General features: G+C 41.8%; 22 protein-coding genes. 3 read left to right on the top strand and 19 right to left on the bottom strand.

The genetic code is table 11. The features are described from left to right. Positions 1-354: 354 nt before the first annotated feature. The 14 genes from AX663_RS03235 to AX663_RS03170 all read right to left on the bottom strand — a co-directional run bounded on the left by AX663_RS03235 (position 355) and on the right by AX663_RS03170 (position 15,432). Positions 355-999: a response regulator transcription factor gene (locus AX663_RS03235; protein ID WP_002891417.1), complete on the bottom strand. Its 645-nt coding sequence runs from the start codon at positions 997-999 to the stop codon at positions 355-357. Next, positions 989-1,999 carry a sensor histidine kinase gene (locus AX663_RS03230; RefSeq protein ID WP_002891418.1) on the bottom strand — a complete coding sequence of 337 codons (1,011 nt, stop codon included), beginning with the start codon at positions 1,997-1,999 and terminating at the stop codon, positions 989-991. Before AX663_RS03230 ends, AX663_RS03235 begins: the two co-directional genes overlap by 11 nt. Then, complete coding sequence (gene liaF / locus AX663_RS03225) at positions 1,996-2,694, bottom strand: cell wall-active antibiotics response protein LiaF (RefSeq protein ID WP_037603001.1); 699 nt, start codon at positions 2,692-2,694, stop codon at positions 1,996-1,998. Before liaF ends, AX663_RS03230 begins: the two co-directional genes overlap by 4 nt. Positions 2,695-2,856: 162 nt before the next feature. Continuing rightward, a complete protein-coding gene (locus tag AX663_RS03220) occupies positions 2,857-3,615 on the bottom strand; it encodes a potassium channel family protein (protein WP_060972670.1) in 759 nt (252 codons plus the stop codon). A gap of 144 nt (positions 3,616-3,759) precedes the next feature. Continuing rightward, positions 3,760-5,631, bottom strand: a complete 1,872-nt coding sequence (gene pknB, locus AX663_RS03215) for a Stk1 family PASTA domain-containing Ser/Thr kinase (protein WP_060972669.1) — start codon at positions 5,629-5,631, stop codon at positions 3,760-3,762. Further along, positions 5,631-6,368, bottom strand: a complete 738-nt coding sequence (locus AX663_RS03210; protein ID WP_060972668.1) for a Stp1/IreP family PP2C-type Ser/Thr phosphatase — start codon at positions 6,366-6,368, stop codon at positions 5,631-5,633. Before AX663_RS03210 ends, pknB begins: the two co-directional genes overlap by 1 nt. 43 nt (positions 6,369-6,411) lie before the next feature. Continuing rightward, positions 6,412-7,734, bottom strand: a complete 1,323-nt coding sequence (gene rsmB, locus AX663_RS03205; RefSeq protein ID WP_060972683.1) for a 16S rRNA (cytosine(967)-C(5))-methyltransferase RsmB — start codon at positions 7,732-7,734, stop codon at positions 6,412-6,414. Then, positions 7,724-8,659 carry a methionyl-tRNA formyltransferase gene (gene fmt, locus AX663_RS03200; RefSeq protein WP_060972667.1) on the bottom strand — a complete coding sequence of 312 codons (936 nt, stop codon included), beginning with the start codon at positions 8,657-8,659 and terminating at the stop codon, positions 7,724-7,726. Before fmt ends, rsmB begins: the two co-directional genes overlap by 11 nt. A gap of 17 nt (positions 8,660-8,676) precedes the next feature. Next, entirely contained in the window at positions 8,677-11,073 is a 2,397-nt protein-coding gene (locus AX663_RS03195) for a primosomal protein N' (protein ID WP_060972666.1), read from the bottom strand. A 142-nt stretch (positions 11,074-11,215) separates the two neighbouring features. After that, entirely contained in the window at positions 11,216-11,530 is a 315-nt protein-coding gene (gene rpoZ / locus AX663_RS03190; protein ID WP_002886855.1) for a DNA-directed RNA polymerase subunit omega, read from the bottom strand. 21 nt (positions 11,531-11,551) lie between these two features. Next, on the bottom strand, positions 11,552-12,181 hold the full coding sequence (gene gmk / locus AX663_RS03185) for a guanylate kinase (RefSeq protein ID WP_002884259.1): 630 nt from the start codon (positions 12,179-12,181) through the stop codon (positions 11,552-11,554). Positions 12,182-12,415: 234 nt separating this feature from the next. Next, positions 12,416-13,816, bottom strand: a complete 1,401-nt coding sequence (ftsY, locus tag AX663_RS03180; RefSeq protein WP_002891427.1) for a signal recognition particle-docking protein FtsY — start codon at positions 13,814-13,816, stop codon at positions 12,416-12,418. 10 nt (positions 13,817-13,826) lie between these two features. Further along, positions 13,827-14,645, bottom strand: coding sequence for a Cof-type HAD-IIB family hydrolase (locus tag AX663_RS03175; protein WP_060972665.1), 819 nt, complete (start codon positions 14,643-14,645; stop codon positions 13,827-13,829). Then, positions 14,638-15,432 carry a Cof-type HAD-IIB family hydrolase gene (locus AX663_RS03170; protein ID WP_060972664.1) on the bottom strand — a complete coding sequence of 265 codons (795 nt, stop codon included), beginning with the start codon at positions 15,430-15,432 and terminating at the stop codon, positions 14,638-14,640. The genes AX663_RS03175 and AX663_RS03170 overlap by 8 nt, the downstream gene beginning before the upstream one ends. A 181-nt stretch (positions 15,433-15,613) precedes the next feature. On the opposite strand from AX663_RS03170, the gene AX663_RS03165 reads away from it, so the two are divergent. The 3 genes from AX663_RS03165 to AX663_RS03155 are packed head-to-tail and all read left to right on the top strand — an operon-like array spanning position 15,614 to position 17,491. After that, entirely contained in the window at positions 15,614-15,991 is a 378-nt protein-coding gene (locus AX663_RS03165; RefSeq protein ID WP_002891430.1) for a GntR family transcriptional regulator, read from the top strand. Between the two features lie 4 nt (positions 15,992-15,995). Beyond that, entirely contained in the window at positions 15,996-16,694 is a 699-nt protein-coding gene (locus tag AX663_RS03160) for an ABC transporter ATP-binding protein (RefSeq protein ID WP_060972663.1), read from the top strand. 11 nt (positions 16,695-16,705) lie between these two features. Next, the gene (locus AX663_RS03155) at positions 16,706-17,491 is read left to right on the top strand and encodes a hypothetical protein (RefSeq protein ID WP_021143813.1); all 786 of its coding nucleotides are present in this window, start codon (positions 16,706-16,708) and stop codon (positions 17,489-17,491) included. A 52-nt stretch (positions 17,492-17,543) separates the two neighbouring features. Here AX663_RS03155 and AX663_RS03150 read toward each other — a convergent pair whose 3' ends face one another. From AX663_RS03150 to AX663_RS03130, 5 genes are read right to left on the bottom strand one after another with little or no spacing between them, the layout of a single operon-like run. Further along, positions 17,544-18,473 (bottom strand): ATP-binding cassette domain-containing protein, encoded by a 930-nt coding sequence (locus AX663_RS03150; RefSeq protein ID WP_049527675.1) that lies wholly within the window; start codon positions 18,471-18,473, stop codon positions 17,544-17,546. Continuing rightward, positions 18,466-19,551: an ABC transporter ATP-binding protein gene (locus tag AX663_RS03145; protein WP_060972662.1), complete on the bottom strand. Its 1,086-nt coding sequence runs from the start codon at positions 19,549-19,551 to the stop codon at positions 18,466-18,468. Before AX663_RS03145 ends, AX663_RS03150 begins: the two co-directional genes overlap by 8 nt. Positions 19,552-19,560: 9 nt before the next feature. Then, positions 19,561-20,487 carry an oligopeptide ABC transporter permease OppC gene (gene oppC / locus AX663_RS03140; RefSeq protein ID WP_002886846.1) on the bottom strand — a complete coding sequence of 309 codons (927 nt, stop codon included), beginning with the start codon at positions 20,485-20,487 and terminating at the stop codon, positions 19,561-19,563. Further along, positions 20,487-21,980, bottom strand: coding sequence for an ABC transporter permease (locus AX663_RS03135; RefSeq protein ID WP_060972661.1), 1,494 nt, complete (start codon positions 21,978-21,980; stop codon positions 20,487-20,489). The genes oppC and AX663_RS03135 overlap by 1 nt, the downstream gene beginning before the upstream one ends. A gap of 60 nt (positions 21,981-22,040) precedes the next feature. Next, a complete protein-coding gene (locus AX663_RS03130; RefSeq protein ID WP_002886844.1) occupies positions 22,041-24,011 on the bottom strand; it encodes a peptide ABC transporter substrate-binding protein in 1,971 nt (656 codons plus the stop codon). Positions 24,012-24,160 lie beyond the last annotated feature (149 nt).

Below are 24,160 nucleotides of genomic sequence, written 5' to 3'. Positions count from 1 at the left end.
ACCAACGCATGAGGGAGTCAAAGTCCCTTGCCTTACCGCTTGGCTATACCCCAAAAGACTCTTATTATTCTACAGAAAAACTAGTTGGCTGTCAACACTTTTTTTAACTTTTTTCAAAAAAAGCAACCGGAAATACCGATTGCTAGGAGTTAGGAGATTTCATCATCTAAGCGAACTTAGATAGATGATATGAGGTCGCTTCAACCTCATATGAAAAAAGAAAAGTTTTAGGATGATTTCATTATATGTTTTGCTAGAAATAAAGTCAAAAGATTTGACTTGCAAAATCCGAGTAAGGGGTAAGAATTATGATAACTCTCCCTAGCCTCTAAATAACAAGGTTAGTTGATAACTTTATTCATCATCCTGTGAAACCAAATGATGTCTAAAGGCATAAACGACTGCCTGAGTACGGTCATCAACATTGAGTTTTCCTAGGATATTAGACACGTGGGTTTTAACGGTTTTCAATGAAATGAATAGCTCGTTAGCAATGGTCTGATTATCGTAACCCTTAGCCAAAAGTGCCAGGATATCACGTTCACGTGCCGTCAAGTCGTCGTGTAGGTCCGGATGGCTATCATGGTATTTAATCTTATTGTCCACCTCTGTTTCGATAGCTTCTTCACCACGGTAAACCTTACGGATACTATTGAGAATCTCTGCTGCACTGCTAGTTTTAAGCATATAACCTTTAGCACCAGCTTCAATGACTGGATAAATTTTTTCATTGTCCAAATAGCTAGTCAAAACCAAAATCTTGGCTTCTGGCCATTCTTTGAGCAATTCCAAAGTCGCTTGAACACCATCTAATTCAGGCATGACAAGGTCCATTACGACGACATCTGGACGAAGTTCCAGGGCAAGGTCAACACCTTCTCGGCCATTGCTCGCTTCTCCAACCACTTCGACATCTCCTTGGAGATTCAGGAAACTCTTAAGGCCCAAACGGACCATCTCATGGTCATCGACCAAAATCACATTTATCTTATTCGACATTGTCTTCTCCTCTTAATATCGGCACACGAACATCAATAGATGTTCCTTTACCTGTAGCAGATAGGAACTGCACAGTTCCCGCCATTTCATCGACACGCTCCTGGATATTTTTCAGTCCATAACTCATCTCGTCAGTCGACGCATTTAAATCATAACCAACACCATTATCCAACATTTTCAATTGAATTTCCTGACTATTTTGATAGAGATAAACCTCTATCTGGCTAGCCTTGGCGTGTTTAAGAGTATTAGAGATAAACTCTTGGGCAATCCTAAAAAGATTATTTTCAATACGCTTAGGCACTTTCTTAACCATATCCTTGTAGACGACATGGATATTGGATTTATCGGTTAATTCCTTAAGAATCATCTGCAAGCCTTCTTGCAAGGTCTTGTTCTCAAGCTCTGTCGGACGAAGATGCAAAAGCAAGACACGCATATCATTTTGAGCGTCCGTCAGCATGGCCTCAACCGCCTGAATTTGATTATGCAAATCTTCTTTACTTAGCTGGTCCGCCATCTGAGAGACACCAGAAAGAATCATACTAGCCGCAAAAAGCTCCTGACTAACGGTATCGTGAAGGTCACGAGCAATACGTCCTCGCTCCTTCTTAATAATATCACGGCTTTGAAGAGCTTGGGCATTCTCAGTTTTCTGCAAGTCCTTAGTCAATTTACGCATCTTATGAGATAAGCGCATCATATTCTTGTCTAACTCAATATCTCCCTGACGTTTGACTGGTTGATTATTGATAATGCGGCGCAAATCCTGATTGACTGATCGCATACTGTTATCATTGGCAATGGCCCAAAGAATATAAAGCAAAATGAGCAAACTCAGAACCACAAAAAACATGTTAAAAAGGAAATGGAAGACCTGAGACAGATTACCAAAAACCAATGAAAAGTTAAGGTTAAAGCTATCCATAACCACTAGGGTAACGCCAACCAGAACAACAACTGAATAAATCAGAATCAAAAATAGGTACTGTTTCTTCATTTGCGACGTACCTCCACTGGTCCAGCTCCCACATTGAGAATCAATTTCACTGTTCGATGAGCATGTTCATACTCCGCCCCCTGCAAGGTCAATCTTTCGTAACGGAGGTCGTACTCATCTTCATTGAAGAAGGTGACAGAGCTATAAATCGCTGATATATTGAGCTTGACGGAAACATCAATTGGTACCAAGATAGTCGTCGGACCATAAAGTTTCTGCAAAATCACAACATTATCTCGCCCCGAGACGATAACCTGGGTCAAATCAATCACATCTGTCCCAAAGAAACGGATGATATTGATATCATCAAAGTCATAGCGATCACTGACAGGTTCCATCCGAGTTCCAATCCACTGATTTCGCACAGCCTGAGGATCCAAGTCGTCTTCCTTGAATTGAATAAGAGCGTAGCGATTCTTTTTCTTGACCTGTGAAAAATGGTTAATCATGACATAGGCCACACCCACCAAAATCGCAAGCACCACATAGATATTCCACATGGAAACCAGAAAAAGTGAGATCAAACAGATGGTCAAGACAAAGTCACTTTTGGATTCCTTATTAAAAAAGCGAACCGCTAACAAGGTCAAAACCAGAATGAAAATAAAACTGGTAATATCATTATTAAAAATGGTAATCAGGCCCAGAGTCAAAAGCAGGGCTTCCACCACTAAGAAAAAATTAAATTTGGTCATAAGGACCTCTCAAATAAAAGTATACAGGCTTCATTCTATCAAATTTTAAGGCAATTGACAAAAAGACCCAGTTTGAGCATTGAGTAATCAAGATAGAAAAGGGGCAGAAGAAAGCAAAAAAGTGCCTCCATTACAGGAAACACAGTCTTTCATTCAAAAATCTTAATCGTCAGTATCGTCCATTTTGCTTCTTATCATTAGCACTGTACTTCTGATTTCCTCCAGTATGACACGCTGCTCTGCTAATTCTTTCTTAAGCTCGGCTAATTTTCGTTCAGTCTGACGACCTGACCGCACAAAAATATTATTAAGAGAGCTAGTTAACAACCCTAGAGTGGCAATCCCACTAAACATGAGAATAACAGCGACTGCCTTACCTACAAGCGTTTTAGGGACGATATCTCCATAACCAACCGTAGTCACCGTTGCTACAGACCACCAAATAGCATCTATAAAATTATGGTGTTCTACTCGGGCAATAACAGCACTACTGATAAGAATGATAATACTATTAACCGAAAGTAGAAAATAAAAGCCATTTCTGCGATTGATACGATTGGAAATATGCTTGAGCTTGCTACTCAAACCAATTAAACGTGAGAGTTTGGCCAACCTGGCAAAGCGTCCCACTCTTGAAAAACGGAGGAAGGTAAAGACTTCATTATAGGGAATAATAGCCAACAAGTCCAACACATGTGTTTTCACAAAGATTCGCTTACGAGGTGCTAAGGAGAAACGAATCGCATAATCAATGGCAAATATGAGCGTTATAGACTGATCTATCACTCTAAAAGGTCGCCTTCCAATTGAAATTAAGCCAACTAAATCAAAGATAACCAAGCCAATGGAAATCAAGGCCAGGACTGTTATGACAATATCGTAGGTAATGATATACCTTCTCAGTTTTCTACGGTTTCTCATAGCGTCTCTCCTATATGTGATGTCTTCATTATAAAAGAATCTCTGACCTCTGGCAAGCAGGCTTTTTAGGCTATCGACAAGATCTCTAGGTAGCAAAAAAGAGAGATTAAATAACCTCTCTTCATTATGTCTAAGTTTTTTAATCTATTGTAGTTCTGTGTGAGTAGCCTCTGTCGAGGTTTCAGTGCTTGAAGTTGTACTGTCAGTACTTGAGCTCGTTGATGACGAATGTGTCGTACTACTTGAGCTTGACTGAAGGTTTGAACTTGCTGTTGCAACCGAAACATAGAGAATCACTGTACCATCAACACTTGTACCAGCTTGTGGATCTTGATAAAGGACCTCCGTACTGCTAGGAACCTTATCCTTATCTAATTTGGCACCAGTATTATAGTCGTGGTACTCGATGCTACTACTTGAGATATTCTTACGATTCAAGGTTTGAATCGCTGTTGAAACCGTCAAACCAGTCACATCAGGCATGGTAACTGTCTTAGGAGTTGCCACACGGAACTTAATCTTAGCCTTACTATCCTTAGGATTGAAAGACTTGTTTTTCCCTGGACTTTGAGATAGGATTTCTCCCTCTTCAGCACTGTCGTCTTCGACATGCTGAATATCAATTTGGTCCTCAGAAACACCATAATTCGAAGTTAAGTCCTCAATGGCATCCTTATAGTTTTTACCCTTGTAGTCTTTCAAAGCGAAACCTTTACTACCAGAAGAAACATAGACATCAATGCTTGATCCTTCTTTTCGTGTGGTTCCAGCTGTAGGATCTGTCTTGATGACCTTACCCGTATCGACAGAGTCATCTTCCACTTCTTTGACTTCTCCTACCTTAAATCCAGCACCCTCAATTTTAGTCTGAGCTGTGGACAACTCCTGACCGACCACATTAGGTACTTGGACATTATCAGGATTGGTAAAGACTAAATAAGCAAAGATGATAATACCAATAAAGACAAGTCCTAGGAAAACCTTGAGTAAGGTTGAGAAGAAGTTCTTCTTTTTCTTCTTAGCTGGTGTCGTTTTTTTCCTTGGTTGTTTACTTGGAGCAGGTGTAGGCTCTGATGGTTCAGCAGCAACGGCTTTTTTCTCAGGACTTGCTGATGGAACTGGATCAACCTTCGGCAAGGTCTTGGTATCCGTCATATCATCAAAGACTATCTTGGCATCGCGTCGATGACTAGGATGCAAACTCGTTACCAAGTCACGACTCATTTCCAAAGTACTATTGTAACGATTTTCTAGTTTTTTGGCTGTTGCTCGAATAACCACGTTTTCCAAAGCTTGGGGAACGTTACGGTTCTCTGCCAAAATCGATGGTAGTGGTTTTTGGAAATGTTGGAGTGCAATGGTTACTGCACTATCGCCATCATAAGGAATATGACCTGTCAACATTTCAAAAAGCATAATACCCATAGCATAGATGTCACTTTGGATAGTCGCTTTAGATCCACGAGCCTGCTCTGGTGAGAGGTAGTGGACAGAACCCAACATAGAGTTTGTTTGAGTTAGACTAGTCTCTGCAAAGGCAACCGCAATTCCGAAGTCTGTGACCTTGGCTGTACCGTCCTTAGTTAAAAGAACGTTTTGCGGCTTAAGGTCACGGTGGATAATGCCCTTTTGATGGGCAAGAGTCATGGCGGAAAGGACCTCCCCCATGATACGCACAACATCTTGGTTAGAAAGTGGCGCATGGTCTTGAATGTATTTCTTCAAGTCCGAACCGTCCACATACTCCATCACCAAGAACTGCTGGCCGTCTTCTTCGCCAATATCTCGGATAGCAACGATATTAGGATGACTGAGTTCTGCCATGGCACGCGCTTCACGTTGGAAACGGGCCACAGCCACCTGATCAGTTTGGTAATTGGTACGAAGTACCTTAATAGCCACTTTTTCATTATCCAGAATCAGGTCATTAGCCAGATAAACATCCGCCATACCACCACGTCCGATAGATTTAAGGATTCGATAACGTCCAGCAAACAATTTGCCAACTTGGATCATTATCCTTCCTCACTTTCTACCTTAATGAGAGCAACGGTAATATTATCAAGACCACCTGCCTCATTGGCTGCAGCTACCAAACGACTCGTTTTTTCCTCGACGAAACCAGGACTGTTGACAATATGAACAATCTGTTCAATTGAAATCATATTAGTCAATCCATCTGAATTGGCCAAAATATAGTCTCCTGGTTCCAATTGTTGGACACCAAGGTCAGCCTCAATCGGAGCAGCTTGCCCAATAGATTGCGTAATGATATTACGTTGTGGGTGAGCCGCTGCTTCTTCTTCGGTCAACTGACCAGCCTTGATAAGAGCATTGACCAAAGAGTGGTCATTCGTCAATTGCTTATACTCACCATTACGGATAAGGGCAATACGTGAATCCCCAACATGGGCGAAAATCACAGCATTATCAACAAAGGCAAGAACCTCGATAGTTGTTCCCATTCCCTTATATTCTTCGTTTTGGCCAAGCTCATAGATTTTACGATTTTCTGCATCAATGGCAGCAATCATCCAATCACGAATTTGACTCAACTCACGAAAATCAGTGTTAATCCAGTCACGACCAAGGTCAGTCACTGACATCTCACTGGCAATATTTCCAGCACGGTGTCCACCCATTCCATCTGCAACAACGACAAGGGTAACACCAGCTTGGTTGACAAATTTATTAACAAAATCTTGGTTGTTTGACCGTTTTTGGCCAATGTCCGTTAATAATGATATTTCCATAGTTTTCTTTCTGACTTGCGTCAGCATTTCCTCCTCTGTAACCCTAAGCTTTTTTACGCAACTGTGCGATGAAAAAACCATCAGTTAGATACTGTTCGGGGGTAATTGCCAAACAGCCATTGACCACGATGTCTTTACATGGATGGTCTAAGGCAACTTGCTCAAAATCAGGATGGCTCTCAAGAAAGGCTTGAATCACCTCTTGATTTTCTTCTGCTATGATGGTGCAAGTACTATATGTTATTATACCACCTTTTCGTAGGGTTTGACAAACGCTGGATAGGATATCCAACTGCACAGCCTTAAGGGACTCAAAGTCTTGGAGATCCTTGTTATATTTGATATCGGGTTTCCGACGAATGAGCCCAATTCCCGAACAAGGTGCATCCACTAATATCTTGTCAAAACTATCAGCGGCGAAGACTTGATGCACCTGACTAGCATCCAGTTTCTGAGTCTTAACCTTATCAGCTAAGCCAAGACGTTGTGCATTTCCTTCGATAAGAGCAAGCTTATGATTATAGAGGTCAAGCGCCGTCACATGTCCACTCGTCAAATATGAGGCCATATGTACCGTCTTACCTCCAGGTGCCGCACAGGCATCCAGGATTTCTTCCTCACCTTGAATCCCTAAAGTTGGCGCAACCAGTTGACTGGTCTCATCCTGAATGGTCAACAAGCCCTCTTTAAAATAATCTGTCCCAGCAAAGTAACCTGAAGACTTAACAAGCCCGACTGGGGATAATACTGAACACTCAGCCCCAGTGGCCTCCGCAATCTCTTCCAAACGTGACGCATCCGTTACACGCACACTAGCCTTGTTTCTCACAAAAAGGCTTTGGAAAATAGCAAGGGCACGATCCTCTCCATACTGGTCGATAAGTTTTTTAACCAACCATACAGGTAGAGAATACTGAACAGAATAGCGTTTATTGACACGTTTGATTGTGCTTGGATCTGGCAAAGGCTGGCTAGATAGTTTACGAAGAACCGCATTCACCAGCTTCTCAGCCCCCTTTTTATTGCCACGATTTTTAGCAATAGAAACGGCATCATTAACCACCGCATGGGCTGGAATCTTATCTAAATAGGCCAACTGATAGAGGCTCAAAAGCAATAAGTCATAGACCCAAGGTTCAAGCTTGTCACGGTCCTCGATGACATGGGCTAGGACCCACTCCAACGTAATCTTACGAGCCACGGTCCCATAGACAATTTCCGTCACCAAGGCCTTGTCCTTGTCTGTCAGATGCGACTTACTCAGATGGGCATTGAGAGCAATATTTGAGTAAGCTCCTTCCTGGAAGACTTCTTCTAAGACTTCAAGTGCCTGTCCACGGGATGTTTTTTTCCAATCATTGGCCAAATGCATCACCTACTTCAAGATTGCGTCCGACCCCATTAAGGAAATCAGCAATAGCCATACGGGGTTTTCCTGCAGGCTGAACTGTCTTAAGTGAAATGGCTCCTTGACCAGTCGCAACTACCAAACTCTTCTTGGTCTTTTCAATGATATGACCAGCCTGTCCTTGACCTTCTGCCAAGTCCGCCTCATAAATTTTGAAACGTTTACCGTCAAGCAAGGTATGTGCCACAGGCCATGGGTACATGCCACGGATTTGATTGAAGATGTCACGAGCCGATTTATTCCAATCAAGACGCTCCTCTTCTGGGCTAATATTTGGCGAAAACGTTACCTGACTGGCATCTTGAGAAACAGGTTTGATTTCTCCAGCAATATAGGCAGGCAAGGTCTCAAGCAAAAGGTCGCGACCCAAGACGGCCAATTTTTCAAACATGGTACCAACATTATCCTCGTCAAGAATTGGCAAGGCCTTTTGGCTAACCATGTCACCAGCGTCCATTTCCTTAACCATTTCCATAATAGTCACACCAGCTTCTGCATCCCCATTGATAATAGCATAATGAATAGGTGCCCCACCACGGTATTTGGGCAAGAGAGAAGCGTGGACATTCACCGCAAAATCCATGCTATTAAGCAACTTGCTTGGTAAAAATTGTCCATAAGCTGCAGTAACAATCCCATCAGCACCAAGTGCCATCAATTGCGCCATTTCTTCTGACCCTGACAATTTTTCCGGTTGATAAATTGGCAAGTCATGCGCCAAGGCTACTTCCTTGACCGGTGTCATGCGAATTTCTTTTTTACGGCCGACAGCACGGTCTGGTTGCGTCACCACAGCAACAATATCGTAACGCTCATCTGTCAAAAGTCCTTCCAGCACAGTCGCTGAAAAGGCAGGCGTTCCCATAAATACTAATTTTGTCATATTCTTCCTTTTCTAGATTAGGTAAAATTCTGAGGTTCGTGATCGATAATCAAACGCAGGTCCTTGTTTTCAGGTTCCTGAGTCATGTCAAGGACCCTATTAAGCGTTTCTTCCAAGTTATCCTCAAAACGGTATTTGATAATAATCTGATAATGATAAAGGTTATGTGTTCGGGCAATAGGCTTAGGCGTTGGCCCTAGGAAGGTCACCTTGTCTGACAAGTGCTCTCTTAAATAAGCCATAACCTCATAGCTCTTGCGGACGACAAACTCTTCATCCTTGTGAGAAAGCGTGATTCCTACCGTATAAAAATATGGCGGATAGGCCAACTGACGTCGAATCCCCATCTCATAGGCATAGAAAGCTTCATAATCCTGTTGTTGCGCAAACCGAATGGCATAATGACTAGGATTATAGGTTTGAATAATAACTTCCCCTTCCTTGTCAGCACGACCAGCACGACCAGCCACCTGAGTCAAAAGCTGGAAGGTACGCTCAGCCGAACGAAAATCTGGTAAATTAAGCGATGTATCTGCATTCAAGACCCCTACCAAGGTGACATTGGGAAAATCCAAGCCCTTGGCAATCATCTGAGTCCCAAGCAAAATGTCAGCCTTGCCACTTCCAAAAGTCTCTAAGAGCTTCTCGTGAGCACCTTTCTTACGTGTCGTATCAACATCCATACGAATCACTCTGGCTTCTGGCAAAAGTTCCGTTAACTGGTCATAAGCCTTCTGTGTCCCAGTCCCATAATAGCGAATCTGACGACTCTGACAGTTAGGACAGACATGTGGTATTGCTTTTTGAAAATCACAATAGTGGCAATTCATGGTCTTGGTATCCATGTGCAAGGTCAGTGAAATATCACAATTTGGACAATCATCCACATAGCCACAGTCACGACACATGACAAAAGAAGAATACCCACGACGATTCAACATCAATACGACTTGTTCCTTACGTGCCAAACGTTCCCTGATTTTTTTCAAAAGAGGTGGTGTAAAATCACTCGCCTCTTGACGGCCCACAAAATCCTTGAAGTCCACCACTTCCACCTGAGGAATTTTAGCATTAGGATTAGCCCTTTGTGTCAACTCAAGAAAATGGTAAACCCCTTTCTGAGCTCTCGCCCGTGTCTCAATAGAGGGTGTTGCTGACCCAAGGACAAGCACAGCTCCATGACTCTTAGCCCTAAGCAAGGCAACATCTCTAGCATGATAGCGAGGATTGGATTCCTGCTTATAGGTCGCCTCATGTTCCTCATCGATAATGATAGCTCCGATATTGTCCAAAGGAGCAAAGATAGCCGAACGCGCTCCCACCACAACCTTAGCCTGACCAGATTTAACCTTACGCCACTCGTCAAATTTCTCACCGTCTGACAAGCCTGAATGCATAATCGCCACCAAGTCCCCAAAACGTGAAATGAAACGATTGGTCATTTGAGGTGTTAGGGAAATCTCTGGCACCAAGACAATGGCGGTTTTTTCCATAGCCAGGGTCCTCTCGATAAGATGCAGGTAGACCTCGGTCTTACCTGATCCCGTCACTCCTTCCAATAAGAAAGGTTTGCCACCTTGTCCAATTTGGTGCGTCATTTTTTCAACAGCATGTGCCTGTTGAGCATTGAGCTCGAGGAATTCCGTCTTCTCTACCTTTTCAAAGTAGCTATCGGCACGATTGACCTCAACTTCGGTGATGACCAAGGCACCAGCATCAATGAAAAACTTAACCACATCTCGTGAAAAAAGCTTGTGGAGATCCGTCAACTTTCCAGACCCACTCTTTTCTAGCAAGAAGTCTCGCAACTCCAATCGTTTCTTAGCCCTTTGCGAAATAGCCAAAGTCTCGAGAATACCCTTTTGAACACTATAGTGCTTCTCAGTCTTGATATTCTGCTTATCTTTAGCCAGGTAATCAACCGTTACACGCCCAGACTGGACCAGACGAGGAATGGCTTGACGTTGTACCTCTGACAACTGCGAGAAAAGAATATGATTCTGCCCTTGAAGGAGAGTCTCTTTTTCCTCTTCACCCAGTTTATCAGTTGCCATGATAACCTTATCGTACTGCGAATTAAGGAGACCAGGTAGCATTGACTTCAAGATGGAAATCTTATAAGAAAAGACCGTATGTCGCATCTGATCAGCCAAATCCAGCTGTTCCTGATTAAGCACTGGCTCATAATCTAAAAGCTCAGCGATGGGTTTTAGTTCAGGAAAATCTCTTAAATTTTCCTGCTCTTCCAAGCCAATAATAAAACCTTGAAGTAAACGATTTCCTTTACCAAAAGGCACATGAACCCGCATACCGATGGCGATTTGTTCTTGCATGGCTTCCGGTACCAGGTAACTATAAGGTCTGTCCGTCTGCATCAGAGGAACGTCGACAATAATATGTGCTACTAAAACCATAAATTTCCTCCTGTCACTTCCTTAAGACCAGTATCTTCCAAGCTCAAGAAAATATGAGCTGCCTATTATCGTCATAAAGAAGGAAGCTGAGACACTATGCCTCAGCTCCCCTCTCCTCATAAACCAAAGCAAGACTTTGATTTTAGATTTTATCGCCTTCTTCTTTTTCTTTAGCGATTTGTTCTTTGATTTTACGTTCTTCTTCCTCAGCAGCAAGACGTGCTTGAATCACTTTCAAACGTGCCAATTCACGTTTAGATTCTGGATCTGGGTGGATAGTCACATTACCAGATTCAATCTCTTCAAGGGCTTGAAGGGTTGGTTTTACTGACGTAAACTCTTGAGTTGGTTCAGCACCAGCGGCTAATTCATGGGCACGTTTGGCTTGCAAAATAACCAATGAATATTTTGAAGGCACTTTATCCAAAAGTTTGTCAATAGAGGGTTTCAACATCATAATTCTATACCTATTTCTAATTTATTTATCTGATAATTTCTTTTCTGAAATCATATTACGATAGCGACCAATCACACGGTCAACTCGGAAGTGTTCTGCTTCAATAACACGTTTGACACGCTCAGCAGCCAAAGGCACTTCGTCATTAACAATGGCATAATCGTATTCGCTCATAAGAGCAATTTCTTCACGCGCACGCTCGATACGTTGAGCAATAACTTCCTCAGAATCTGTCCCACGACCAACCAAACGTTCTTGAAGCTCGTTCAAATCCGGTGGTGTCAAAAAGATGAAGACAGCATCTGGGACCTTTTTCTTAACCTGAAGGGCACCTTGAACCTCGATTTCAAGGAAAACATCAATACCTTTATCCAAGGTTTCATTAACATAAGTCAAAGGTGTTCCGTAGTAGTTACCCACATACTCAGCATATTCCAACATTTGACCATTACGAATAAGCTCTTCAAATTCCTCACGCGAACGGAAGAAATAATCCTTTCCATCAACTTCACCAGGACGTTGAGCACGTGTGGTCATTGATACTGAGTATTCAAATTTGTGGTCAGGTGTTGAAAAAATCTCCTGACGAACAGTTCCTTTTCCGACACCAGAAGGCCCTGAAAAAACAATCAAAAGTCCACGTTCAGACATGTCTTCTCCTTAAACTAAGATTAAAAATCTTCTTATGACTCACCTTAAAAAAGAGAAAACAATCATCTCTTTTTTTGGCTTAGGGGTTGTTCAGTGATTAAGTTACAGCTCACTTTTCAGAGCATGCGTTTTTCCTTACTATTTTACCAATAAAAGCGACTTTTTTCAAGGTGAGGACACCATTAAAAAGAGTGAATTCCTTTTCTCAGTACTCACTCTTTTTTAAATACTCTTTTAAACCAAACCAGTCAAGAGACCTTGCATGAATTCTTCTGAATGGAACTCACCAATATCATCAATTTTCTCACCAAAACCAATTAACTTAACTGGAATATCCAACTCTTGGCGAATGGCTAGAACCACCCCACCCTTGGCACTACCATCCAACTTAGTCAAGACAAGACCTGTAAGAGGTGTAATTTTTGAAAATTCCTTAGCCTGACTAAGGGCATTTTGACCTGTTGAGGCATCCAAGGCCAAGAGGGTTTCATGAGGTGCTTCTGGAACCACACGTTTGATAATACGACCAATCTTTTCAAGCTCTGCCATAAGATTGTCTTTATTTTGCAAACGACCCGCAGTATCAATCATAAGGACGTCAACTCCCTCAGCAAGAGCCTTTTCCATACCGTCAAAGACCACTGAAGCTGGGTCAGCCTTCTCAGCACCAGTCACTACTGGCACATCAACACGACGCCCCCACTCAACCAACTGAGCGACAGCTCCCGCACGGAAGGTATCGGCAGCAACAAGCATAACTTTTTTGCCTGCTTCTTTGTATTTATGTGCCAACTTACCGATAGACGTTGTCTTACCAACACCGTTGACACCAACAAAAAGCATGACTGTCAAACCATCTTGGAAATTAATCTGCTCCTTGTAGACATCATCCTTCTCGTAGATATCCACAAGTTTTTCAATAATCAAGCGTTGCAAGTCCTCAGTCTTTTTGACATTCTCAAGCCGAGCTTCGTAGCGCAAGTCTTCCGTTAATTGCGTTGCAACATTAACACCAACGTCAGAAAGAATCAGCATTTCTTCCAATTCTTCGAAGAACTCCTCATCAACACGACGGAAATTCGCAAAGAATTCATTCAGGCGAGCAGCAAAACCAGTACGCGTCTTCTTGAGGGTACGGTTATATTTCTCTTGTTCTGTTTCAGTTTTTGAAGCCTGAACTTCTTCAGGTTTTTCCTCAACTTTACGGGTTTGAACGGCTTCAAAAGTGACAGTTTCACCTTTTTCTGCAGCAGCAGCTACTTGAGCCTTCTTAGCATAGTAATCAGCCATGACATCCGCAAAGTGGTTATCCACAGCAACTTGACTTTCTTCTGACTCTGAAACACCTTCTGCTTCGCTTGAAGCCTGATTATCAACAGAAAGTTCTTCGTCAGAAGACGCTACTTCACTTCCTTCTGTCACAGTAGAATCACTTGATTCAACAGATTCTGTGGATGAAATCTCTTCTACTTGAGTCTCTGACTCACTGAGCTGTTCTGTTTGACTCTCGCTTATCCCTTCACTTGTCGACAAGTCTTGATTATCAAGAGCCTCAGTTTCTGAAATTTCCTGATTTGCTACAGTTTTCTGTGACTGGTTTTCCTCTTGTCCAAATAATCGATCAAATAGACCCATTTGGTTCTCCTTATTTCTCTAGAATATATTTGTGGATGGCCTCAGCCACTCCAGATTCCTCATTAGTTTTTGTCGTTACTGCCTTAGCAACAGCCTTGACCTTGGGAACAGCATTCGCCATAGCCACGCCAAAACCAGCCCACTCCAGCATTGTCAAGTCGTTTTCCTCGTCTCCCATAGCCATGACCTGACTTTTATCCAGAGCAAGGTAATCAGTCAAGAGTCTCAAACCTACAGCCTTATGAACACCTTTAGGCATGACCTCTAGGATAATTTCACGAGACTTAAAGACCTCAAACGCTTGGTATAACTGGTCAGGTATTTTTTGAATTTGAGCATCCAAAAACGCTTCTTCACAGACCGTAACTACTTTATTATAGACGATATTTTCAGGAATGTCATCAATACTCTCCACATCAACGAAGGTCAAGGTAGGATTAGCCTGACGATAGAGAGAATGATTGCCTTTACTTGGCACACCATAGACAATGCCATCACTGATAACATCCATCGGGAGCTCCAGAGGCTCAAAAACAGCATAAATCTGCTTTAAATCTTCTCGACTCATCTCTTTCTTTATGAGGATATCCCCATTATTACGCTGAACCAAGCCACCATTGAAGGTCACACTATAGTGCTTATCATCCAACAAGCCCAAATCTTCCAAGATATGAGTAATAGCTGGCAGAGGACGACCAGTCGTAATGACCACATGACCCCCCTTAGCTTCTGCCGCCTTAAGAGCAGCTCTATTTTCAGCTGTTACTTGCTTATCCTTAGTAAAGAGGGTCCCATCTAGGTCCAAGGCCAACAATTTAATCTCAGACATCCGAACCTACCAATCCTTCCATGAAGTCAAAGACTGCACCATCATTATGGTGACCAATCACTTCGTCAGCCACTGCCTTAATCTCATCGCGGGCATTTTCCGTAGCAACCGCATGCCCAGCAAAGGTCAACATCTCCATATCATTGAGATTATCACCAAAGGCTACAACATCTGAAGCTTGACGCCCCAACTCTTGACAAAGATGGTAAAGACCAAAGCCCTTGTCCACACCTTTAAGGATAATATCCATAGAATCAAAGCCAGTTGTCACAGCTGTCATATCCTCAAAAATCGTGTTGAGGTAGTCACCACGTTCCATAATGGTATCCCCTTGGAACTTGGCAGTTACCTTGAAAATATCATCTGTGACCGCTTCAAGGTCTGTTACCATGACATTTTCATAGTAACGTTCCATGGCCTTAAGATAGGCTGGATCTGCATCGTTTGGTGCATAGGCACCTCGACGTCCAGACAAGAGAACCCCTTCACAAGTTGGCAAGGCTAAAGTCGTGTCTGCAATTTCTAAATAATCTTTAGGTTCTAGCTTGGACTCAAACAGGACTTCGCCCTTGTACTGAACCAAGGCCCCATTCTCCGCAATAATAGCAATGCGGTTCACAAAACCATCAAAAAGCTCCTCCAAGGCCAAGAGAGCTCGGCCAGAAGCTACTGTAAAAACGTAATCTTTAGCTTCACACGCATCCAAAAGGTTTTCCAAACGTGCCTTATCATAGGCACCAAGATGGTCTAGAAAGGTACCATCCATATCTGTTGCTAAAATTTTCAAAATAATCTCCCTTCAGGTCGAATATACTTACCCCTATTGTACCAAAAATAGGAATATAAGTTTGGGAAAAGCCAGAGAAATTAGAGAAAATATGGCATTTTACTTGCAAATTCAGTATTTTAGTTGTATCATTATGATAGTACAAAAATAATACTGTTATACTTTTAGAAAGGAGTCTCTTATGGCTTGGACATTTGATGAAAAATCGCCAATTTATCTCCAAATCGCCTATCGCGTCAAACTGAAGATAACTTCCAAGGAATTGAGTATGGGACAACAACTCCTACCCGTTAGAGAATTTGCTCAGGAAGCTGGGGTCAATCCTAACACTGTACAAAGAGCCTTCCAAGAACTTGAAAAAGAGGGGTTGGTCTACTCTGCCCGTACCTCTGGTCGCTTTGTTACCGAAGATGAGAAACTCATTGATCAAAAACGACACGAGATTGCCCAAAGTCTCATGAAAAACTTTGTCACTGAGATGACAGCCATTGGTTTTAGCTCACCTGAAATCAAGACCATCATCACTGACTACATCGAACAAACAGGAAAGGACTTATAGACCAATGACTGATATTGTAACTCTAACAAATCTCACCAAGACCTATAGTGGTATTCCAGCCCTTAGAGATGTGACCATGTCCATCCCGTCTGGTAAAATCATTGGTCTCTTAGGACCAAACGGTAGTGGTAAAACCACTCTCATCAAAATTTTGAACGGCCTCCTTCAACCGACTTCAGGTTTAGCAACTATTAATGGATTTCAGCCGTCACCTATCACTAAGGCACAAGTGGCTTATTTGCCTGACACAACCTATTTAGATGAAAGTAAGACAATACAGTACTACTTGGATTTCTTCCAAGATTTCTATGCTGACTTCCGTTATCCTCTTGCCTTGCAACTCTTGCAGGATTTAAAGCTCCAGCCTGATTTGCGCCTTAAGGACCTCTCAAAAGGTAACAAAGAAAAAGTTCAGTTGATTTTGGTTATGAGTCGTGAAGCTAAACTCTATCTCCTCGATGAACCTATCGGTGGAGTCGATCCTGCGTCACGTGACTACATTCTTAAAACCATCATCAACCAATACTCTGAAGATGCTTCTGTTATCATTTCAACCCATTTGATTGCAGATATTGAATCCGTCCTAGATGAAGTTGTCTTCTTAAAATACGGTCAGATTGAACTTCAGGGTGATGCTGATAATATCCGTCAAGCCCATGGCAAATCTATCGACAAACTCTTTAGAGAGATGTTCCACAACTAGGAGGTATGAGCATGTTTTGGAAATTAGTTAAATATGAATTACAATCGGTCCGTAAATGGTATCTTGGCATCTATGGTATTGCCATCCTACTCTCTATCCCCTTGGGTTTAATGCTTCGAAAATCTATTTTTGTAACTGAACAGAGCCACCAAGAACCTAGTCTACTCTTCTTTGCTTTCTTCACACTGATGGTTTTTGCTACCATTATCGTATGGGGAACCATTTATATAGCGACAATAGTCCTCATTGTCAGACGCTTTGCAAAGACTGTCTTTGGGAGAGAAGGTTATCTAACCAATACGCTCCCAGTTTCTGCCCACCAATTGATTTTATCTAAACTCTTGGTAGCCTTTATTTTAGATATCATTTCATCACTCGTTATACTCCTTTCGATTGGAATTATAGCTGCTTTCTGCCTTGATATGAAAGATATCCTACTAGCTACCAGCTACTTTGGCCAGATCCTAAAAGAGATAGGCGCTTTCTACCTCTTCATCCCTTCTACAATCTTGTCAATGATTGCTGGTATCCTTTTCTATTACCTCTGTATTAGTATCGGAAATCTCTTCAACACTAACAAAGTTCTTATGGGATTTGTCGCCTTTTTCGCCATTCAAGCTATCCTATTCTTTATTGGTTTCTTCTTTGGACTCGGTGCAGCCTTGACCGGAGATGCAACATATACTGCAATTAATAACTCGTCATATATCATTAGTCTAGTTCAATCTCTCATTCTCATCGCAGCAAGTTACTTTGGTACCTACTATATCATGACCAAACGCTTAAATTTAGACTAAAGAAAAACCGTGTTCCTTCTGGAACACGATTTTTTTTTTGCATTGAAAAGACTTATTTACTTTGTTCTTTACGATAAGTCTCGATTTCGGCCTTGTTACCCCAAACGAAGTGTCCTGGACGTACTTCAACCATTTCTGGTTTATCAACCGAATAGTCGTGTTGGTTTGGATCATAAACCTTCAAGACTTTCTTACGTTCCAAGATTGGGTCTGGAATAGGAACAGCAGACAAGAGTGACTTGGTGTAAGGGTGGATAGGATTGTTGTAGAGTTCTTCTGTCTCAGCAACTTCCACGATTGTCCCCTTATAGATAACAGCGATACGGTCAGAAATGAAACGGACCACTGACAAGTCATGAGCGATAAAGAGGTAGGTCAATCCCAACTCTTTTTGGAATTTCTTAAGCAAGTTCAAAACTTGGGCACGAACTGACACATCAAGGGCTGAGATGGGTTCGTCAGCGATAACCAAATCAGGCTGCATGACCAAGGAACGTGCAATCCCAATACGTTGACGTTGTCCCCCAGAAAATTCGTGAGGGTAACGTGTCAAGTGCTCCTCAAGAAGTCCCACTTCTTTGATGATTTCCTTGATTTTAGCTTTACGATCTTCCTCATCCTTATAGAGATGGAAGTTATGCAAACCCTCAGACAAGATATAATCAACTGTTGCACGTTCATTCAAACTAGCCGCAGGGTCTTGGAAAATCATCTGGATACGACGGATAAGGTCGTTTTTCTCAGAGTGAGACAAGTGTCCATTGATTTTCTTACCGTCAAAAATAATCTCACCATTACTTGTATCATTTAGACCAATAATGGCACGCCCGATAGTGGTTTTACCACTACCAGACTCACCAACGAGGGAAAAGGTTTCACCCTTGTTGATGAAAAAATTAGCATTGTGGACAGCAACGAATTTCTTGCTTCCTTCACCGAAGGAAATCTCCACATCTTTTACTTCAACTAACTTCTCAGGCATTGCCTTCCTCCTCATCTCCTAAATGTGCAAATCCCATATTAGCACGGATTTTTTCATGTAGATTTTGGATAACCGCAGGTTTTTCAACTTTTGGTGCATCCTCATGTAAGAGCCAGGTCTTAGCCCAGTGAGTATCTGAAACTTGGAATTGTGGTGCTTTTTCCTCGAAGTCAATCTGCATAGCATAGTCTGAACGCAAGGCAAAGGCATCCCCAACAACCGGTGTATAAAGTGATGGTGGTGTCCCTGGAATTGAGAAAAGCTCACCCTTATCATCAGCCAACTGTGGCAAGCTTGAAAGCAAGCTCCACGTGTATGGATGACAAGGCTCATAGAAAATTTCCTCAACAGTTGCGTATTCAATGATTTCACCAGCATACATAACAGCAACCTTATCAGCGATACTTGCTACCACACCAAGGTCATGGGTAATGAAAATCACTGAGAAACCGTACTCCTCTTTGAGTGATTTCAAGAGGTCGATGATTTGAGCTTGAATGGTCACATCAAGGGCAGTTGTTGGTTCGTCACAGATAAGGACATCCGGATGACAAGCCAAGGCAATGGCAATAACGATACGTTGACGCATCCCACCAGAGTATTGGAAAGGATACTCATTGAAACGTTTTTCAGCATCAGGAATACCAACCTTGTCCATGTAGTCAATGGCCATTTTTTTAGCTTCTTTGGCTGATTTTCCTTGGTGCTTGACAATGACTTCAACAATTTGGCTACCGATAGTCTTAATTGGGTCAAGACTGGTCATAGGATCTTGGAAGATAGTCGCAATCTTAGCCCCACGAATAGGTGCCCAATCTTGGTGACTCTTAAGTTTGGTCAAATCTTGGCCACGATAATCAATCGAACCGCTAGCTACACGACCATTTTCTTCAAGCATCCCTGTGAAAGTCTTAGTCAATACTGATTTACCTGAACCAGACTCACCAACCAAGGCTAAAACTTCACCTTCAACCAAATCAAGGGAAACTCCTCGAATGGCTGTCAAAACACGGTCACGAACGTCAAATTCCACGACGATATCGCGAGCCGATAATATTACATTTTTATTTTCTGTCATATTGGACTCCTATCTATGCGTACGTGGGTCGCTGGCATCCGCCAAGTTTTGACCGACAATAAAGAGAGCAAGGGAAACGAGAATCAAGGTAGTCAATGGAATCCAGAAGAGATAAGCATTGACTGTAACGTTCTGTGCATAGTCTGAAATCAAACGACCAAGACTAGGCGTCGTAACGGGAAGCCCCAAACCAAAGTATGAAAGGAAGGCTTCGTAAGAGATAAATCCTGGCAAAAGCTGACTAGCCATAGTTACGATAACTGACACAAGTTGTGGCATGATATTTTTAACCACAATCTTAGCAGTTGGCGTTCCCAGTGTACGAGAAGCCAAGTTGTACTCCAAATCACGGTAACGCATGATTTGAATACGAATGGTATAAGCAATACCAATCCAACCTGTGACAGTCATGGCAAAGATCATATTCCAGAAACCAGCACCCAATGAGTAAGTCAAGACGATAACTACAAGGAGGGCAGGAATATTTGAGATGATGTTGTAGATTTCCATCATAATCATATCGAAGGTCTTAGAAATCCCCCAAACAGCACCTACAAGCAAACCAATGACAACATTAAGGAAGGTAGCGATAACAGCAATAAGGATAGAATTACGAGCTCCAAACCAAACACTATCAAAGAGGGACTTACCATTACTGTCTGTACCGAACCAGTATTGAGCGTTTGGATGTACATAACGCAAACTGAAATCATTTACTTTTGAGACATCATTGAAGTCAAATTTAGAGAACATTGGATAGATGAAACTCATCAAAACGATGGCAATCAAGATACCCAACATTACTACTGTTGATTTCTTCTTGAAGAACTGACGCATCACCGATTTCCAGTAAGAATAGGCTGGTGCATCAATTGTTTCAGAGGCAAAATCATCGCGCTTTACAAATTGGAACTTACTTTTATCAATTGAAGCCATTATTTACCTCCTTTAGATGTCAATTTGATACGTGGGTCAATAATAGTCATAAGGATATCACCCACAAGCAATGAGAAGATGGTGAGGGCTGTGAAAATAAATACAAGACCCACAACCATAGCGTTATTTGAAGCACGGACAGAGTCAATCAACATTTTACCCATACCAGGGAAAGCGAAGATTGTTTCTGTCAAGGTTGCACCTGTGATAACTCCAACAATAGATGCTGGAACTCCTGAAATCAAGGAAACCATAGCATTCTTGAAAATGTGTTTGTTCGAAATTTCTTGTTCTGACAAACCTTTGGCACGTGCAAAACGAACGAAGTCTTGTGATTGCAAGTCAATCATGTAACGACGAATCCAAATCGCAAGACCTGGTGTTGACAAGAGACCGAGAATAACAGATGGCAAGACGTATGAACGCCAGTCACCCGCACCCAAGATAGGGAAGGAATCTGGAAGACCAATCTCAGAACCAATCAAACGAATGATATAAACCAAGGCGATGGTTGGTAGTGAAAGCAAGAAAGTCAAGACACCTGTTGATACACTATCAAAGAGGCTATTTTTAAAGCGTGCCATGTATGATCCCAATGGAATTGCCAAAGCATAAGACAAGACCAAACCAATCAAACCTGCAATGGCAGAACTTGTCACCATTGATGGGTATTGGTAGCGACTCTTGGTCGCTGTGTATGGGTCATTTCCATAGTAAGAACGATCTCTAGCATCAGCCTGACTTGGTGATTTATAAGTACGAGAGTAGATATCTACTGAAGATACCTTCTTACCAGTAGGGAAGTTGACCTCAGAACTTTGTGTTTGTCCTTGACCTTGGGTAATAACATCAAGAACACCTTGCTCAGCATAAGTTGGGTAAGATGTACCAAGGTTCATCTTAACAAAGTTTTGGTGAACAAATGGGAACTGACCGTTAAAGTAAAGCAAGTATTTATGCTTAGTCCCTGAACCAACAACTGACCAACCGATAGCTGGGTCATTTTCAATACGGATATAACGCTTCAAGTTTGGATTTGTTTTATCTTTAACCCATCCAGTATTGTCAAATTCAAAGAGGTGCGTATAGAAGCCAAACACACGTTCAAGTACTGGCACATCACGTGTCGCATAGAATTGTTTGCTTTGCTTGAACTGATGTAAACGCCAGCCACGTCCTAAACTATCCACATATTTTTGGTAGATAGCCTTATTTTCTTTTGTTGGCTTAGTGGTTACTGACTTATCAAGGGAGCTAGCTTTCTCCTGCAACTCCTTGGTGTCATAGTAATCAATATAACCCATACGTTCATAGATTGTATTTTCATAGTTAGCCTTAGAATCAGCTGTCTTAGCAATCTTGTTGTAGTTAGGGTCCTGTCTGAAAATCAGACGCCTCGGCACCATGGTATAGATAATCGTGTAGGTCAAGGCCGTCACGACAAATATTGACAATAGAGAACGGAGGGTTCTCAATAAAATATATTTTTTCATGTCTCTTCCTTTAATTCCAAAAGAACTTTCCCAATCTAATGAGAAAGTTCCATCGTCCTTTTATTTAACGTGTTTCTCAAGGTCTTTTTGAGCTTTTTCGTTGGACTTAGACTTTTCTTTAAGCCAGCTTTCGCGAGCTTTATCATAGTTTTTCTTAGTGACAACATCTTTTTGAGGTTCAAGGTACTTGAAGTATCTGTCAGAACCCTTAGGTCCTACTTGAGAGTAAGCACCTGAGAATGGTGTCAAACGAGCTACCATTGGAGCAGCGCCCTTGTTAACCATAAGTGGCATGAAGAGTGAGCTATCTTCCAACCAGGCTTGTGCCTCTGCATAACGTTCATAACGTACGTTGAGGTCGCTTGTTTCCTTAGCTGCATTATCAACCAAAGCATCAAAGTCTTTAAGACCTACTTGAGCTGCTGCTGCATTATTAGGATCGTCAAATCCCATGTAAGTTTTTGTGTTCTCACTAGCTGTTGTCTTGAAGATATCAAGGAATGTTGATGGGTCTTCGTAGTCAGGCGCCCAAGCAACTGAAATATTGATATCCCAGTCTTCTGCTGCTGCGTTAGCTGCATACAATGTGCTATTTAGAAGATCATCTTGAGACATTTGATGAATATCTACCACGACATTTTCTTTGCCAAGTGTCTTTTCAACAGATTGTTTCAAAGATTGTGCACGTGCAACCGTTGTTTTAGCCGCTTGGTCAACAGGAAGGTCCAAGTGAATTGGGAATTGAACACCATCTGCTTGAAGGGCTTCCTTGGCCTTATTAAATTCAGTCTTAGCCTTATCAGCGTTGAAGATACCATCTTGACTGTCTTTAAGGTTGACACCTGACCACTCATCACCATATGAAGCCATCTTTTCAGTTACCAAATCGCCAAATGACTTGTCACCAGCATAAACGAAGTCAGGTTTTACGAGTAGGTTACGAATCGCAAGGGCCGCACCCTTCTTACCATTAAGTTGTGCTGAATAAGCTGTACGGTCAATAGCGAAGTTAACTGATTGACGGAAGTCCTTGTTAAGAAGAGCCTTCTTAGTTGAGTCCTTCTCAGCATCTGTCTTCTTAGATGTATGGTTGTAAGACTGACGGTCAATGTTAACACCAGCACCAAGAACATCTGCAGAAGGTTGTGTATAGAAGATATTATCTTTATATTGTTTTTCTACTGAATCAAAGTTTGAGCTTGTTGGATATAGACGTGCTTGACTATAAGCTCCGTCAGTGAAATTACGGACAAGCGATTCTTGGTCAGAAGCGTCGTAGAAAGATAGTTTAACGCCGTCAAAGTGAACATTTTTCTTATCCCAATAGTTTTCATTTTTAGCCAACTCGATAGATGATTTAGCTGTCAATGACTTAAGGATATATGGACCATTATAAAGGATAGATGATGGATCTGTTGATTTACCAAAGCTATCCCCTTTTGACTTAAGAAACTCTTCATTTACAGGCCAGAAGAGAGAATAAGTCATCTTAGAATTCCAGTAAGGTTCTGGTTGTTTAAGTGTGTACTGAAGAGTGTAATCATCAAGAGCTTTAACGCCAACTTTAGAGAAGTCTTTATCAGTACCATTGAAATAATCAGCAAGACCTACTACAGAATCTTTTGCCAAGTAAATTGACTCTGTCTTTTTATCAGCAGCATGCTTAAGACCTGTTACGAAGTCTTTAGCTGTTACTTCTGCATACTCTTCACCATCTGAAGTGTACCATTTAACTCCCTTACGAAGTTTGTAAGTATAAGTCAAACCATCAGCTGAAACAGTCCAGTCCTTGGCAATAGAAGGTACCAAGTTACCATATTTATCATTTTCCAAAAGGCCATCGACACCATTTGTCACAGCATCAGTCGTTGAACCTTTATTGGAAATAAGGTAGTCCAATGTTTCAGGATCAGCAGTATAAACATAGTTATAAGTATTGCTTGAAGTGTTTGATTTTGATGAACAAGCCACTAAAACCCCAACACTTAGGAGGGAAACACCCGCAAGGGCCAACCATTTACTTTTTTTCATAAGCATTCTCCAAAAAATCTTTTTTTATATGCCTACATTATACCATAAAAAATAAGATGAGTACAATTTTCAGAATATTTTGTCTTATGCTGGCTTTCTCACAATTATACCCCTTATGAACACTAGGAATTAGCCCTTTTTTGACAAAA

The organism is Streptococcus sp. CCH8-H5 (assembly GCF_001556505.1).
Taxonomy (GTDB): Bacteria; Bacillota; Bacilli; order Lactobacillales; family Streptococcaceae; genus Streptococcus.
The sequence above is the reverse complement of the archived record's forward strand: the minus strand, read 5'-3'. Positions and strand labels throughout refer to the sequence as shown.